13 protein-coding genes are annotated in these 13,703 nt (G+C 68.9%); 1 reads left to right on the top strand and 12 read right to left on the bottom strand.

Going from position 1 to position 13,703, the window contains the following annotated elements; translation table 11 throughout:
* Window positions 1-53: 53 nt before the first annotated feature.
* Entirely contained in the window at window positions 54-1,940 is a 1,887-nt protein-coding gene (locus SACTE_RS22705; RefSeq protein WP_019992345.1) for a glycoside hydrolase family 18 chitinase, read from the top strand.
* A 325-nt stretch (window positions 1,941-2,265) separates the two neighbouring features.
* Here the strand turns inward: SACTE_RS22705 and SACTE_RS22700 are convergent, their stop codons facing one another.
* From SACTE_RS22700 to glyA, 12 genes are all read right to left on the bottom strand, one after another.
* Window positions 2,266-2,712: a DUF2550 domain-containing protein gene (locus tag SACTE_RS22700; protein ID WP_014048355.1), complete on the bottom strand. Its 447-nt coding sequence runs from the start codon at window positions 2,710-2,712 to the stop codon at window positions 2,266-2,268.
* A 141-nt stretch (window positions 2,713-2,853) separates the two neighbouring features.
* Entirely contained in the window at window positions 2,854-3,225 is a 372-nt protein-coding gene (locus tag SACTE_RS22695; RefSeq protein ID WP_014048354.1) for a F0F1 ATP synthase subunit epsilon, read from the bottom strand.
* Window positions 3,226-3,334: 109 nt separating this feature from the next.
* Window positions 3,335-4,777, bottom strand: coding sequence for a F0F1 ATP synthase subunit beta (gene atpD, locus SACTE_RS22690; RefSeq protein WP_014048353.1), 1,443 nt, complete (start codon window positions 4,775-4,777; stop codon window positions 3,335-3,337).
* Window positions 4,777-5,694, bottom strand: a complete 918-nt coding sequence (locus tag SACTE_RS22685; RefSeq protein WP_014048352.1) for a F0F1 ATP synthase subunit gamma — start codon at window positions 5,692-5,694, stop codon at window positions 4,777-4,779. The genes atpD and SACTE_RS22685 overlap by 1 nt, the downstream gene beginning before the upstream one ends.
* Window positions 5,695-5,697: 3 nt before the next feature.
* A complete protein-coding gene (gene atpA, locus SACTE_RS22680; RefSeq protein WP_014048351.1) occupies window positions 5,698-7,269 on the bottom strand; it encodes a F0F1 ATP synthase subunit alpha in 1,572 nt (523 codons plus the stop codon).
* A 146-nt stretch (window positions 7,270-7,415) separates the two neighbouring features.
* A complete protein-coding gene (locus SACTE_RS22675) occupies window positions 7,416-8,231 on the bottom strand; it encodes a F0F1 ATP synthase subunit delta (RefSeq protein WP_014048350.1) in 816 nt (271 codons plus the stop codon).
* A complete protein-coding gene (locus tag SACTE_RS22670) occupies window positions 8,228-8,773 on the bottom strand; it encodes a F0F1 ATP synthase subunit B (RefSeq protein ID WP_014048349.1) in 546 nt (181 codons plus the stop codon). The genes SACTE_RS22675 and SACTE_RS22670 overlap by 4 nt, the downstream gene beginning before the upstream one ends.
* A 42-nt stretch (window positions 8,774-8,815) precedes the next feature.
* Window positions 8,816-9,061: an ATP synthase F0 subunit C gene (atpE, locus tag SACTE_RS22665; protein WP_014048348.1), complete on the bottom strand. Its 246-nt coding sequence runs from the start codon at window positions 9,059-9,061 to the stop codon at window positions 8,816-8,818.
* Window positions 9,062-9,136: 75 nt separating this feature from the next.
* On the bottom strand, window positions 9,137-9,952 hold the full coding sequence (gene atpB, locus SACTE_RS22660) for a F0F1 ATP synthase subunit A (RefSeq protein ID WP_014048347.1): 816 nt from the start codon (window positions 9,950-9,952) through the stop codon (window positions 9,137-9,139).
* Between the two features lie 223 nt (window positions 9,953-10,175).
* A complete protein-coding gene (locus SACTE_RS22655) occupies window positions 10,176-10,613 on the bottom strand; it encodes a hypothetical protein (RefSeq protein WP_014048346.1) in 438 nt (145 codons plus the stop codon).
* A gap of 262 nt (window positions 10,614-10,875) precedes the next feature.
* A complete protein-coding gene (locus SACTE_RS22650) occupies window positions 10,876-12,240 on the bottom strand; it encodes an MraY family glycosyltransferase (protein WP_026358932.1) in 1,365 nt (454 codons plus the stop codon).
* An 84-nt stretch (window positions 12,241-12,324) separates the two neighbouring features.
* Window positions 12,325-13,590: a serine hydroxymethyltransferase gene (gene glyA / locus SACTE_RS22645; protein WP_014048344.1), complete on the bottom strand. Its 1,266-nt coding sequence runs from the start codon at window positions 13,588-13,590 to the stop codon at window positions 12,325-12,327.
* Between the last annotated feature and the right edge of the window lie 113 nt (window positions 13,591-13,703).

Here is a 13,703-nt window from a genome sequence, read left to right as displayed (position 1 = left end):
GTTTGCAGTCCACGAACCACCCCCGTTTGTCGGACCTCACCCGAGGAGCACCGTTGAGCACTGAATCCCCCCGAAGAAGTTCCCGTCTCAGATGGAGACTCGGCCCGGGGCGGGCCACCCGGGCCAAGGCGGTCGCGGGCTTCACCGCACTGCTGCTGCCGCTCGCCGCGATGGTCGGCCTGGCGTCCCCGGCCCAGGCCGCGACCTCGGCGACCGCCACCTACCTCAAGAAGTCGGACTGGGGCAGCGGCTTCGAGGGCCAGTGGACGGTGAAGAACACCGGCACCACCGCCCTGTCCTCCTGGACGATCGAGTGGGACTTCCCCTCCGGCACCGCGGTCGGCTCCGCCTGGGACGCCTCCGTGACCAGCTCCGGCACCCACTGGACCGCCAAGAACCTCGGCTGGAACGGTACGGTCGCCCCGGGTGCCAGCATCAGCTTCGGCTTCAACGGCACCGGATCCGGCTCCCCCACCGGCTGCAAGCTGAACGGTGCCTCCTGTGACGGCGGCGGCACGGTCCCCGGCGACAGCGCCCCGTCCAAGCCCGGCACCCCCACCGCGAGCGGCATCACCGACACCTCGGTGAAGCTCTCCTGGAGCGCAGCCACCGACGACAAGGGCATCAAGAACTACGACGTCCTGCGCGACGGCGCCAAGGTCGCGACGGTCACCACGACGACGTACACCGACACCGGCCTCACCAAGGGCACGGACTACTCCTACTCCGTGCAGGCCCGCGACACCGCCGACCAGACCGGACCGGTCAGCGGCGCGGTGGCCGTGCGCACCACGGGCGGGAACGACAACCCGGGCCCCGGCACCGGCAGCAAGGTCAACCTCGGCTACTTCACCAACTGGGGCGTCTACGGGCGCAACTACCACGTCAAGAACCTGGTGACCTCGGGCTCGGCCGAGAAGATCACGCACATCAACTACGCCTTCGGCAACGTCCAGGGCGGCAAGTGCACCATCGGCGACTCCTACGCCGACTACGACAAGGCCTACACCGCCGACCAGTCGGTCGACGGCGTCGCCGACACGTGGGACCAGCCGCTGCGCGGCAACTTCAACCAGCTGCGCAAGCTCAAGGCGAAGTACCCGCACATCAAGGTGATCTGGTCGTTCGGCGGCTGGACCTGGTCCGGCGGCTTCGGTGCCGCGGCGCAGAACCCGGCCGCGTTCGCCCAGTCCTGCTACGACCTGGTGGAGGACCCCCGCTGGGCCGATGTCTTCGACGGCATCGACATCGACTGGGAGTACCCCAACGCCTGCGGCCTGACCTGTGACACCAGCGGCCCCGCCGCGCTGAAGAACCTGTCCTCCGCGCTCCGCGCCAAGTTCGGCGCGAAGAACCTGGTCACCGCCGCGATCACCGCGGACGGCTCGGACGGCGGCAAGATCGACGCCGCCGACTACGCGGGCGCCGCGCAGTCCTTCGACTGGTACAACGTGATGACGTACGACTTCTTCGGCGCCTGGGAGGCGAAGGGTCCGACGGCCCCGCACTCCCCGCTGAACGCGTACGCCGGCATCCCGCAGGACGGCTTCAACTCCGCCGCCGCCATCGCCAAGCTGAAGGCCAAGGGCGTCCCGGCCTCGAAGCTGCTGCTCGGCATCGGCTTCTACGGCCGCGGCTGGACGGGCGTGACCCAGGCGGCACCGGGCGGCACCGCCACCGGCGCGGCCCCGGGCACGTACGAGGCGGGCATCGAGGACTACAAGGTCCTCAAGACCAGCTGCCCGGCCACCGGCACGATCGCCGGCACCGCGTACGCGCACTGCGGCACCAACTGGTGGAGCTACGACACCCCGGCGACCATCACCTCCAAGATGGCCTGGGCGAACAGCCAGGGCCTCGGCGGTGCGTTCTTCTGGGAGTTCAGCGGCGACACCGCCAACGGCGAGCTCGTGAGCGCCATGGACAGCGGCCTCAACTAGTGCGTGTTCGGCACCGGATCCCCATGAGGTAGCGCAACCCCGAAAGACGCCGGGGAGACAGGTCCGCCCCCTGTCTCCCCGGTTCTCGTATGTGCGGCACGGACCGGCCCACGGCGACCGGGAAAAACCCCGGGACGGCGAGCCCCGCCCCCTTGGGCTTGTTTCAAAAGTCCCGCCTGCCGGCGGCGCCTGGCACGCACTCTCGCGGCGTTGCCGGGATCACCCGATACATCCAGTATCGGGGCGACCCTCCGCCTTGCGATCGCACGCACCAGACGCCGCCGGACCCGCCCTCCGCGCGGACGGCGCTACTTCGCAACAAGCCCTAGGCCACGTTGACCCGCTGGCCGGGCGGCGCCGCCTCCAGCCACGCGAGGAAGCCGGTCAGGGCGTCCTCGCTCATCGCCAGCTCCAGGCGTGTCCCCCGGTGGAGACAGCCGAGCACGACGGAGTCGGACAGGAGCGCGAGCTCCTCCTCGCCCTCGGGCAGCCGGCGGGCGACCACCTCGATGGCCGAACGCTCCAGGCCGCGACGCGGACGGGGCGAGTAGGAGAAGACCCGGAACCAGTCGACGCGGTCACCGTGGTAGCGGGCGACCCCGTACACCCAGCCCTTGCCGGACGGATCGGGTTCCGGGGAGATGTCCCAGCGCAGGCTGCAGTCGAAGGTGCCGCCGGACCGCTGGATCAGCCGTCGGCGCAGACCGAAGACGAACAGCCCCACTGCCACCAGTACGACGACCAGGCCGCCCACCCACAACGCGAGGACCATTTCCACCGACCTCCTCGCATCGTCGAGTAACGGATACCGTACCGAGCCGAACCGGACTGCACCTGCATCGCCTCAGCCGCGGCTCGGTCCGGAGGGGTCCGGATCGGCCGCGGCTGAGGTAAAAACACTTCGTGGGGACGCTCAGTGCGCCGCCGCACGCAGTCGCACCTCGGCGCGCCGCTCGGCGGCGCCGTCCGTGTCCGACTTCGCACGCTCCAGCGCACGCTCGGCGCGCTGGACGTCGATCTCGTCCGCCAGCTCGGCGATCTCCGCCAGCAGCGACAGCTTGTTGTCCGCGAACGAGATGAAACCGCCGTGGACGGCGGCGACGACGGTGCCGCCGTCGCTCGTACGGATCGTCACCGGGCCCGACTCCAGCACACCCAGAAGCGGCTGGTGACCGGGCATGACGCCGATGTCGCCGGACGTGGTACGTGCGACAACGAGGGTGGCCTCGCCGGACCAGACATTACGGTCCGCGGCGACCAGCTCGACATGCAGCTCAGCAGCCAAGGGTGGCTCCTCGGGTCACCACCCGGCGGTCGTGCCGGGTGTTGGGTCAATTCTACGGGGCGTGGTGAGGGGGGCGGGACACACCCACCCCCCTCGGTGAGCCGGAGGCTCAGGAGACGCCGAGCTCCTTGGCCTTGGCCTTGAGGTCGTCCAGGCCACCGCACATGAAGAACGCCTGCTCGGGGAAGTGGTCGTACTCCCCGTCACAGATCGCGTTGAACGCGGCGATCGACTCGTCGAGCGGAACGTCCGAACCGTCCAGGCCGGTGAACTGCTTGGCGGCGTGGGTGTTCTGCGAGAGGAAGCGCTCGACGCGACGGGCGCGCGAGACCACGAGCTTGTCCTCTTCACCCAGCTCGTCGATGCCGAGGATCGCGATGATGTCCTGGAGGTCCTTGTACTTCTGCAGGATCCCCTTGACGCGGCTGGCCGCGTCGTAGTGGTCCTGCGAGATGTAGCGCGGGTCCAGGATGCGGGACGTGGAGTCCAGCGGGTCCACGGCCGGGTAGATGCCCTTCTCCGAGATCGGACGGGAGAGAACCGTCGTCGCGTCGAGGTGGGCGAACGTGGTGGCCGGGGCCGGGTCGGTCAGGTCGTCCGCGGGGACGTAGATCGCCTGCATCGAGGTGATCGAGTGACCACGCGTCGAGGTGATGCGCTCCTGGAGCACACCCATCTCGTCGGCCAGGGTCGGCTGGTAACCCACCGCGGACGGCATACGGCCGAGCAGCGTGGAGACCTCGGAACCGGCCTGCGTGAAGCGGAAGATGTTGTCGATGAAGAGCAGCACGTCCTGCTTCTGCACATCGCGGAAGTACTCCGCCATGGTCAGCGCGGACAGGGCCACGCGCAGACGCGTCCCCGGCGGCTCGTCCATCTGGCCGAAGACCAGCGCGGTCTTGTCCAGAACGCCCGACTCGGTCATCTCGTCGATGAGGTCGTTGCCCTCACGGGTGCGCTCACCGACACCGGCGAACACCGACACACCGTCGTGCAGCTTCGCCACACGCATGATCATTTCCTGGATGAGGACCGTCTTGCCGACGCCCGCACCACCGAACAGACCGATCTTGCCTCCCTTGACGTACGGGGTCAGCAGGTCGACGACCTTCAGGCCGGTCTCGAACATCTCGGTCTTGGACTCGAGCTGGTCGAAGGCCGGGGCCTTGCGGTGGATCGGCCAGCGCTCGGTGACCTGGGACTCGGCCTCCGGCTCGTTCAGGATCTGACCGAGGGTGTTGAACACCTTGCCCTTGGTCACGTCACCGACGGGGACGGTGATGCCCGCGCCCGTGTCGGTCACCGCGGCCTGGCGGACCAGGCCGTCGGTGGGCTGCATCGAGATCGCGCGGACCACGCCGTCACCCAGGTGCTGGGCGACCTCGAGGGTCAGCGTCTTACGAGCGCCGGCCTCGGCCGGGTCGTCGACATCGACGTGCAGGGCGTTGTAGATCTCCGGCATCGCGTCGACGGGGAACTCCACGTCGACGACCGGGCCGATGACCCGGGCGACGCGGCCCGTGGCAGCGGCCGTCTCAACTGTCGTCGTCATTACTTGTCACTCCCCGCGGACGCGTCGGCCAGGGCACTCGCACCGCCGACGATCTCGCTGATTTCCTGGGTGATTTCGGCCTGGCGGGCCGCGTTGGCAAGCCGGGAGAGGCTCTTGATGAGGTCTCCGGCGTTGTCGGTCGCCGACTTCATCGCACGGCGGCGGGCAGCGTGCTCGGAAGCGGCGGCCTGCAGCAGTGCGTTGTAGATACGGCTCTCGACGTAGCGCGGCAGAAGGGCGTCGAGGACGTCCTCGGCCGACGGCTCGAAGTCGAACAGCGGAAGGATCTCGCCCTTCGTACCGTCCTCCTCCACGACCTTGTCGAGCGACAGCGGAAGCATCCGGCCGTCGACCGCGTTCTGCGTCATCATCGACACGAATTCCGTGAAGACGATGTGCAGCTCGTCGACGCCGCCCTCGGCCGTGTCCTTCTGGATGGCCTCGATGAGGGGCTCGGCGATCTTCTTGGCGTCCGCGTACTCGGGACTGTCCGTGAAGCCGGTCCACGACTCGGTGACCTTGCGCTCACGGAAGCCGTAGTACGCGACACCCTTGCGGCCGACGATGTACGTGTCGACCTCCTTGCCCTCGGCCGCCAGCCGCTCCCGGAGCCGCTCCGCCGCCTTGATGGCGTTGGAGGAGTAGCCGCCGGCCAGACCGCGGTCGCTCGTGAGGAGCAGGACCGCCGCCCGGGCCGGAGCCTCGGCCTCGGTGGTGAGCGGATGGTTGGTGGTCGAGCCGGTCGCCACCGCGGTCACCGCACGGGTGAGCTCGGTCGCGTACGGCATCGACGCCGCCACCTTGCGCTGCGCCTTGACGATGCGCGAGGCGGCGATCATCTCCATCGCCTTGGTGATCTTCTTGGTCGCGGTGACGGCTTGGATGCGGCGCTTGTAAACGCGAAGCTGAGCGCCCATCGATCAGCCCTCGCCCAGGAGCTTGCCGTCCGAGGTCTCGAACTGCTGCTTGAAGGCGGCGATCGCGTCGGCGATCGACTGCAGCGTGTCGTCGGACATCTTGCCGCCCTCGGCGATGCTGGTCAGGAGGTCCTTGCGCTCGCGGCGCAGGAACTCCAGCAGCTCGGTCTCGAAGCGACGGATGTCCTCGACCGGGACGTCGTCCATCTTGCCCGTGGTGCCGGCCCAGACGGAGACGACCTGCTCCTCCATCGGGAACGGGGCGTACTGCGCCTGCTTCAGCAGCTCGACCATGCGCTTACCGCGCTCCAGCGACGCCTTGGAGGCCGCGTCCAGGTCGGAACCGAAGGCGGCGAACGCCTCCAGCTCGCGGTACTGGGCGAGGTCCACACGCAGTCGGCCGGAGACCTGCTTCATGGCCTTGTGCTGGGCGGAGCCACCGACGCGGGAGACCGAGATACCGACGTTGAGCGCCGGACGCTGACCCGCGTTGAACAGGTCGGACTCCAGGAAGCACTGGCCGTCGGTGATGGAGATGACGTTGGTCGGGATGAACGCCGACACGTCGTTCGCCTTGGTCTCGACGATCGGGAGGCCCGTCATCGAACCGGCGCCCAGGTCGTCGGAGAGCTTGGCGCAGCGCTCCAGCAGACGCGAGTGCAGGTAGAAGACGTCGCCCGGGTAGGCCTCGCGGCCCGGCGGGCGGCGCAGCAGCAGCGACACGGCGCGGTAGGCGTCGGCCTGCTTCGACAGGTCGTCGAAGATGATCAGGACGTGCTTGCCGGCGTACATCCAGTGCTGGCCGATGGCCGAACCGGTGTACGGCGCCAGGTACTTGAAGCCGGCCGGGTCGGACGCCGGGGCGGCGACGATGGTCGTGTACTCCAGGGCGCCGGCCTCTTCGAGGGCACCGCGCACGGAGGCGATGGTGGAGCCCTTCTGACCGATGGCGACGTAGATGCAGCGCACCTGCTTGTTGACGTCGCCCGAGCGCCAGTTGTCGCGCTGGTTGATGATCGTGTCGACGGCCAGGGCGGTCTTGCCGGTCTGACGGTCACCGATGATCAGCTGACGCTGGCCACGGCCGATCGGCACCATGGCGTCGACGGCCTTGTAGCCGGTCTGCATCGGCTCGTGGACCGACTTGCGGACCATGACGCCGGGGGCCTGCAGCTCGAGGGCGCGACGGCTTTCGGTCGCGATCTCGCCGAGACCGTCGATCGGGTTGCCGAGCGGGTCGACGACGCGGCCGAGGTAACCCTCGCCGACGCCGACGGAGAGCACCTCGCCGGTGCGCTGCACCGACTGGCCCTCCTCGATTCCGCTGAACTCGCCGAGGACGATCGCACCGATCTCGCGCTCCTCGAGGTTGAGGGCGAGACCGAGGGTTCCGTCCTCGAACTTCAGCAGCTCGTTCGCCTGGGCCGAGGGAAGGCCCTCGACCTTCGCGATGCCGTCACCGGCAACGCTGACCGTACCGACCTCCTCGCGCGAGGCCGCGTCCGGCTGGTACGACTGGACAAAGTTATCCAGTGCGTCCCGGATCTCCTCCGGCCGGATCGTGAGCTCCGCCATCTGGGTTCCCTGCTCTCCTTGTTGGGCCCGAAGTTTCTCAGTGGGGTCTGGGGGCGACCCCCAGGAATCTTCTGCAATTTCTGCACGGCCCAACCGGGCCGCTGTTCTTGCTCGTTCAGTTGGTGCGGTGCGTGCGCTGCGCGCTGTCAGCCGGCCATCCTGCGGGTGACCTCTTCGAGGCGCTCCGCGATCGTGCCGTTGATGACCTCGTCACCGACGCGCACCGAGATCCCGCCGAGGACCGCGGGGTCCACGTCCAGGTTCAGGTGCATCGTGCGGCCGTAGATCTTCGCCAGGGCCGCGCCGAGGCGCTGCTTCTGGCGGTCGGACAGCGGCACCGCCGAGGTGACGACGGCGACCGCGCGCTCCCGGCGCTCCGCGGCGAGCTTGGACAGGGACTCGAGTCCCTCCTCCAGGCTACGTCCACGGGGCTGCGTCACGAGACGCGTGACCACGCGCTCGGTGACCGGCTGCGCCTTGCCGCCGAGCAGCCGGTGCAGCAGCTCGCTCTTGGCCGAGGCCGTGGCCGCCCGGTCGGTCAGGGCCGACCGCAGCGCGACGTCCGAGGCGACGATCCGGCCGAACCGGAACAGCTCGTCCTCGACGTCGTCGAGCGCACCGGCGCGCTGGGCCGCGGTGAAGTCCGCGGTGTTCGCCAGTTCCTCGACCGAGTCCACCAGGTCGCGCGAACGCGACCAGCGGGACCGGACCATGCCGGAGACCAGGTCCACGGCTTCGCCGCCCACCTGACCGCGCAGCAGTCGCCCGGCGAGCTCGGCCTTGGCCTCGCCGCCCTGCGACGGGTCGGTGAGGACCCGGCGCAGCGACACCTCGCGGTGGAGCAGCGCGGTGACGGCCGCCAGCTCCTCGGCGAGCTTCCCGGCGTCGACCGACGTGGAGTCGGTCAGCGCGTCGAGACGCTCACGTGCGGAAGCCAGTGCCTCGCGGCTCGCTCCGTTCATCGGACGGCCTCGGCCTTCGCCTCGAGCTCGTCGAGGAATCGGTCGACGGTGCCGCTCTGCCGGGCGTGGTCCTCGAGGGACTCGCCGACGAGCTTGCCGGCCAGGGCGGTGGCGAGCGTGCCCACGTCCTGACGCAGCGCGGAGGCCGCGGCCTTGCGGTCGGCCTCGATCTGGGCGTGGCCGGCGGCGATGATCTCCTCGCGCTGCCGCTGACCTTCCGCCCTCATCTCCTGGATGATGACGGCACCCTGCTCCTGCGCCTCCTGGCGCAGGCGGGCGGCCTCGTGCCGGGCCTCGGCGAGCTGAGCCTTGTACTGCTCAAGAACGCTCTGGGCCTCGGTCTGGGCCGCTTCGGCCTTCTCGATTCCGCCTTCGATGGCCTCGCGGCGCTCTTCCAGAACCTTGTTGATGTTCGGGAGGAGCTTCTTCGCGAGGAAGCCGAAGACGATGGCGAAGGCGATCAGGCCGATGATGATCTCGGGGACCGCCGGGAGCAGCGGATTCTGGATCTCTCCCTCGGCCGCCAGCTGTAGGGCGTTCACATCAATGCCTTTCGTCGCATCGGGCAGTCGGAATGCGGCGAATTAGTCGACCGGGTAGACGAAGGGCATGACGAGACCGATCAGGGCGAGCGCCTCACAGAGGACGAAGCCGAGGATCTGGTTCGAACGGATCAGGCCGGCGGCCTCGGGCTGACGGGCCAGCGCCTGGGTGCCGTTACCGAAGATGATGCCGACGCCGACGCCGGGGCCGATCGCGGCGAGGCCGTAGCCGATGGAACCGAGGTTGCCCGTGATGTTGACGGCGGCGAGGGTCTCAAGAGCGGACATGCCGTTTCTTCCTTCTCTTTCAGAACCGGTGGGGGTTGGCCACCGGACGACTATCGGGGGTGGAGCTGAGCCGGATCAGTGGTGCTCGGCGAGAGCGCCCTGAATGTAGTTGCAGGCCAGGAGGACGAACACGTAGGCCTGCAGCGCCTGGATGAACAGCTCGAAGGCGGTCATCAGGATGGTCATCACGAACGAGACACCTGCGTAGGCGATGCCGATGCCGTTCAGCAGGTACCAGCTGGCGATGGTGAAGATCAGCAGCAGCACGTGGCCGGCGAACATGTTGGCGAACAGTCGCACGGCGTGGGTGAACGGCCGGATCAGCAGGTTCGACATGAGCTCGATGAGCATGACGAACGGGAGAGCCGGGCCGATCGACTTGTCGTAGCCCGAGATGTTCTTCCAGCCGCCGACGAAGCCGTGGCGCTTGAAGGTCAGGCTGACCCAGAGGACGTACACGATCGCGGCCAGCGCCACCGGGAACCCGATGACCGAGACCACCGGGAACTGGGCGAGCGGGATGATGGCCCAGAGGTTCATGATCCAGATGAAGAAGAACAGCGAGACCATGAGGGGCACGTACTTCTTGCCCTCACGCTTGCCGAGCGTCTCGTAGACCACACCGGTGCGGATGAAGTCGTAACCCGCCTCCGCCACCATCTGGAGCTTTCCGGGGATCAGCTTCGGCTTGTTGAAAGCCGCCCAGAAGAAACCGACGACGACGACGGTGCTCAGGACCGCCAGCAGCATCGGCTTGTTGATCTCGATGCCGCCGACGGTGGCCATCGGCTCGAAAACAAAGGAGTGCAGGCCAGGAGCCGGGAAACCACATCCGTCGAAGATGTGGCAGTCGGTCTCGAAGGCGAGCACCGTCGTCGGGTCAGCACTCACCGCGGGCTCCTTCAGCGTGGCGCATAGGTACGGCAACCTCGTTGTGTCGGCGCGGCAAGCAGCCGCTGGTCGGCACTGGACTGGTGTTACGGATGGGGGGGCGGCTCAGGCATGACGCCTCGCGATGAAGCAGGCGCCGATTCGGATGCCCGCGCCCGCAGTGCCGCAGTTGGCACCGGACGATAGCAGGGTCTCGAACGCGCGCTTATCCCGGCCCTACCCCTCACGTCGACGACCCCGTGTTCTCGGGCTTCTTGGCCACGGACGGTTCCGGTTCGACGTAAAGGATCTTCGTCTTCATGTGGACGCGGATCTGGGCCGCGACCCAGGTGAGGGTCGCGACGATGATCGACGCGGCGAACGCCCTCGGGTTGAAGAGTGTCGTGTCCTTGAAGGCGGCCACGAAGACGAAGAGCAGCAGCAGTTCGGTCGTGTACAGCACGAGTCCCATGGACTGGAACAGGTGCGGCAGGGACTTCGCGGTGCGCTGCAGAACGGTGAGCCCGATCCCCATGAAGAGGATCACCACCAGCGTTCCGACCGCCGCTCCGATCGCCCCTTTGCCGCCCGCGAGCACACCGCAGACGGCGACGGTGACAGCACCGGCGGCGGCAGTGGGCACAGCGGTGTGGAGGAGAGTCCGGACGTCGTTGGACGGCATGGAGGTAGCTCCGCGTTGCAGGGGGTGGTCGGTGGTCGTCAGGGACGAGCGTAGGCCCGGTCGAAGTCGGTGCCTCAGGCCGAGGACGCTTTTCCTCAGTGTCCATCGACCGTTTCACCGGGCTTCGTGAACGGTATCACAAACTATTTGATGAGGTCTTTACCCGAAAGGTGTGCCCGCTGTCACACATGAGGACTAAGCCGCGCGTGTGCGCCGAGCACCACCATACTTCGCGTGGTAATGGGGTTTTGCGCCCGAAACGTCAACGGGACGAATCGGCACGGTCACGATTCGAAAAGCGCGAACGGGGGCCGATCGCGGTCGCGCCGTTGACGCCGGACACTCCGACGGCCACAGGCGTGCGTTCCGGAGCCTGGGAAGCCATCTCGGGTCCCTCCGGCGGCTGTTGGCCCTCCGCCTCGGTCCCGGCCTCCGCCGCGGCCTGTCGGCGGCGCCGGTAGCGCGGCGGCACGAAGGCCTCGGCCCAGCGCGGTGCGCGCGGGGTGAAGCGCGGCATGAGCAGCAGGATCAGTCCCACCGCGCTCAGCCCGACGATGACCAGCACGATCCACAGGGACGTCGAGTGCACGGAGTAGCCGACGGCGCCGAACGCGATCAGCGCGGACCAGAAGTACATGATCAGCACGGACCGGCTGTGCGAGTGCCCGATCTCCAGCAGCCGGTGGTGCAGGTGCCCGCGGTCGGCCGCGAAGGGCGACTGCCCGTTCCAGGTGCGCCGCACGATGGCGAGCACCAGGTCGGCCGCCGGGATCGCGATGATGGTCAGCGGCAGCAGCAGCGGGATGAAGACGGGCAGCATCGCGTGGGTCGCCGCGCGCTCGCCGCCCGCGAAGAGGTTCATCAGGTCGGGGTCGACCTGACCGGTCACCGAGATCGCGCCCGCCGCCAGCACCAGGCCGATCAGCATGGACCCCGAGTCGCCCATGAAGATCCGGGCCGGGTGCATGTTGTGCGGCAGGAAGCCGAGGCACATGCCCATCAGGATCGCCGCGAAGAGCGTGGCGGGGGCCGCGGCCTCGATCCCGTACCCGTACCAGAGCCGGTAGGTGTACAGGAAGAACGCGGCGGAGGCGATGCACACCATGCCGGCCGCGAGACCGTCCAGGCCGTCCACGAAGTTGACCGCGTTGATGGTGATGACCACCAGGGCCACCGTCAGCAGCGTGCCCTGCCACTGGGTGAGGGCGACCGTGCCGACGCCCGGGATGGGCAGCCACAGGATCGTCAGACCCTGGATGACCATGACGGCGGCGGCGATCATCTGGCCGCCGAGCTTGATCAGCGCGTCGATCTCGAACTTGTCGTCCAGGACACCGATCAGCCAGATCAGGGCGGCACCCGAGAGCAGGGCCCGCGGCTCGCTGGAGAGTTCGAAGACGCTGTTCAGGTTGAACAGATGGTCCGCGACGATCAGCCCGGCGCACAGTCCGCCGAACATGGCGATGCCACCGAGCCGCGGTGTCGGTTCCCGGTGTACGTCGCGCGCCCGGATCGCGGGCATCGCCCCGACCGCGATGGCGAACTTCCGCACCGGTCCGGTCAGCAGATAGGTCACCGCAGCCGTGACACAGAGCGTCAGCAGGTAATCACGCACGGGCTGCCCCACAGATTTCGCCGGCCATCTCAGCCCCACACCCTAGTCCCATGAACAGGGACTCCAGGGCACGGGTGATGGTTGCACAGGCTTCGCCTACCCCGGATACGGGGGATTGCGACCGGTCAGCTCACCCACCTCGGCGCGCAGCCGGCCCGCGTCGTCCCCCTCCCGGACGGCCGCGCCGAACAGCGCGGCGATGCGCGCCATGTCCGCCTCGTCCATCCCCTGGGTGGTGACGGCCGCGGTGCCGAGCCTCAGGCCCCGGGTGTCACCGTGGGGCAGGGCGCAGGTGTCGAGCACCATCCCGGCGGCCATGAGCCGGTCCCGGGCGGTGCGGCCGTCGACGCCCAGCGGAGCGGGGTCCACGACGACGAGGTGGGTGTCCGTGCCGTCCGTGGTCACGTCGAAGCCCTCCGCCTCCAGACCGGCCGCCAGGGCCCGCGCGTGGGCCACCACATGGTGGGCGTAGACCGCGAACGCGGGGGTCGCCGCCTCGCCGAAGGCGACCGCCTTGGCCGCGACGGTGTGCATCTGGGCACCGCCCTGCGTGAACGGGAACACCGCGCGGTCGATCCGCTCCGCCAGCTCCGCGCCGCACAGGATCATGCCGCCGCGCGGCCCCCGCAGCACCTTGTGCGTCGTGGCGCACACCACGTCCGCGTACGGCACGGGGCTGGGCGCCGCTCCCCCGGCGATCAGCCCCATCGGGTGGGCGGCGTCGGCGATCAGGTAGGCGCCCACCTCGTCGGCGATCTCGCGGAAGGTCTCGTAGTCGGGGTGCCGGGGGTAGGAGATCGAACCGCAGACGATCGCCTTGGGCCGCCGGGCCCGGGCCAGGGCGCGCACCTGGGTGTGGTCGATCAGCCCGCTGTCCGGGTCGACGCCGTAGCCGGCGAACTCGAACCAGCGGCCGGAGAAGTTCCCCGGGGCGCCGTGGGTGAGGTGTCCGCCATGGGCGAGCCCCATCGCCAGCACCGTGTCGCCGGGGCGCAGCAGCGCGGCGTAGGCGGCCAGGACGGCGGAGGAGCCGGAGTGCGGCTGCACGTTGGCGTGGTCCGCGCCGAAGAGCGTGGTGGCACGCCGGACGGCGACGCGTTCGACGGCGTCGGCCTGCTCGCAGCCGCCGTGGTGGCGGGCACCGGGGTACCCCTCGGCGTACTTGTTGGCGAGCGGGGAGCCGAGGGCGGCCAGGACGGCGGGCGAGGTGAAGTTCTCTGCCGCGACGAGCTGGAGGGTGCTCGACTGACGGCCGGACTCGGCCAGCAGGATGCCGGCGACCTCGGGGTCCTCGTGGAGCAGGGCGTCGAAGTCCTGGGGCAGGGCGGCGTCCGCGGATGCGGCTGGAGTGGTGACCGGCATGGGACGGCTCCGGGCCTGTGGAGGTGGGGCGCTGGTGTCCGCTCCAATGTAGGCCGGTGCCCGGCCCCCTGCCCGCTGCCGTGCGGGCCCGTACGCCGGTCGGCGCACCGGAG

It is taken from the genome of Streptomyces sp. SirexAA-E (genome assembly GCF_000177195.2).
GTDB classification, from domain to species: domain Bacteria; phylum Actinomycetota; class Actinomycetes; order Streptomycetales; family Streptomycetaceae; genus Streptomyces; species Streptomyces flavovirens.
This window is presented reverse-complemented; position numbering and strand designations above follow the sequence as displayed.